General features: G+C 53.7%; 2 rRNA genes. Both read left to right on the top strand.

Annotated elements, in window-relative coordinates:
* Nucleotides 1–117 (top strand): 16S ribosomal RNA (locus tag ACAW75_RS26090); the annotation flags it as partial.
* A gap of 226 nt (nucleotides 118–343) precedes the next feature.
* A 23S ribosomal RNA gene (locus ACAW75_RS26085) occupies nucleotides 344–1,623 on the top strand; the annotation flags it as partial.

The raw sequence follows: 1,623 nt of genomic DNA, 5'->3' as shown, positions 1-1,623 counted from the left end.
TGGGAATCGGGGGGACCTGAAGCGGGGCGTCACAGCCCTTCAAGGGTAAATCTGGTGACTAGGGCTAAGTCGTAACAAGGTAGCCGTACCGGAAGGTGCGGCTGGAACATCTCCTTTTTGGAGTTGATTGCAGGTTTCTGGTTCCTTATATATAGGGGACAAGAGCTGGTCAGACTTAGGCTTGTATGTATGCTGGTGGTTGGCGGAGAACGCCATCCTGGATCACGCAAGGGGTTCAGGGTTTCGTTCTTTGACCTATTGAGAAGAAAGCAGATAGAACTGGGTAACCAGGAATATCTAATAGATCATTGTAAGTAGTATTTTATGCGTTTCCAGCAATGGAATTAACGCAGCAAAAGGGCACCCGGGGGATGCCTTGGCTTCTACAGGCGACGAAGGACGTGGCAAGCGACGAAACGCTGCGGGGACCAGCTGGCATGGGTTGATCCGCAGGTGTCCGAATGGGGAAACCCGGCGGTCTGAAGGACCGTCATTCACATGTTATGTGTGGAGGCTCACCCGCTGAACTGAAACATCTAAGTAGGCGGAGGAAAAGAAAACAATCAGTGATGGCGTCAGTAGTGGCGAGCGAACGCGTCGAAGCCCAAACCGGTCTGGTTACGGCCAGGTCGGGGTTGTAGGACTCGACAACAAGCAGAACAATAAACACGAATGGTCTGGGAAGGCCAACCGCAGGGGGTGAGAGTCCCGTAGTGGTCACGTTGGTCTGTGGGTTGAGTATCCTGAGTAGGGGGGAGCCGGAGGGACTCCCTCTGAAGCTGGCAGCACCATCTGCCAAGGCTAAACACTGTAGAAGACCGATAGGGAAGAGTACCGTGAGGGAAAGGTGAAAAGGACTGGGCGTACCAGGGTGAAACAGAACCTGAAACCGGGTGCTTACAAGCGGTTGGAGCTTCCGAGAGTGGAGTGACAGCGTGCCTTTTGCATAATGAGCCTACGAGTAACGGTCACTAGCGAGGTTAAAAGACTGGAGTCTTGGAGCCGAAGCGAAAGCGAGTCTGAACAGGGCGGTTAGTTAGTGGCTGTTGACGCGAAACTTGGTGATCTACCCATGGCCAGGTTGAAGGGGTGGTAACACACCGTGGAGGACCGCACCGATAAACGTTGAAAAGTTTCCGGATGAGTTGTGGGTAGGGGTGAAAGGCCAATCAAACTGAGAAATAGCTCGTACTCTCCGAAATGTTTTTAGGAACAGCGTCTAATGTTACCCCATGTGAGGTAGAGCGACCGATTGGATGCGGGGGTGTCATAGCCTACCAACTTCAGTCGAACTCCGAATGCGCATGGGGGTGTTGGGCAGTGAGGGGCAGGGTGCTAAGGTCCTGCTCCGAGAGGGGAACAACCCAGACCATCCGCTAAGGTCCCCAAGTGTGTGCTAAGTTGAACAAAGGTGGTCCGGCTGCCGAGACAGCCAGGAGGTTAGCTTGGAAGCAGCTATTCCTTTAAAGAGTGCGTAACAGCTCACTGGTCGAGCGGGGTGGGCATCGATAATAAACGGGCATCAAGCACATCACCGAAGCGGTGGATCAGACAGGTAACTGTCTTGATGGTAGGAGAGCATACTGCGGGGGGTGAAGTTGAGGCGTGAGCCTTGGTGGACCG

The sequence above is a fragment of the Fibrella arboris genome (genome assembly GCF_041321095.1).
GTDB lineage: Bacteria > Bacteroidota > Bacteroidia > Cytophagales > Spirosomataceae > Fibrella > Fibrella arboris.
Note: the sequence above shows the minus strand (reverse complement) of the source record. Positions and strands in the feature narration are given on the sequence as shown.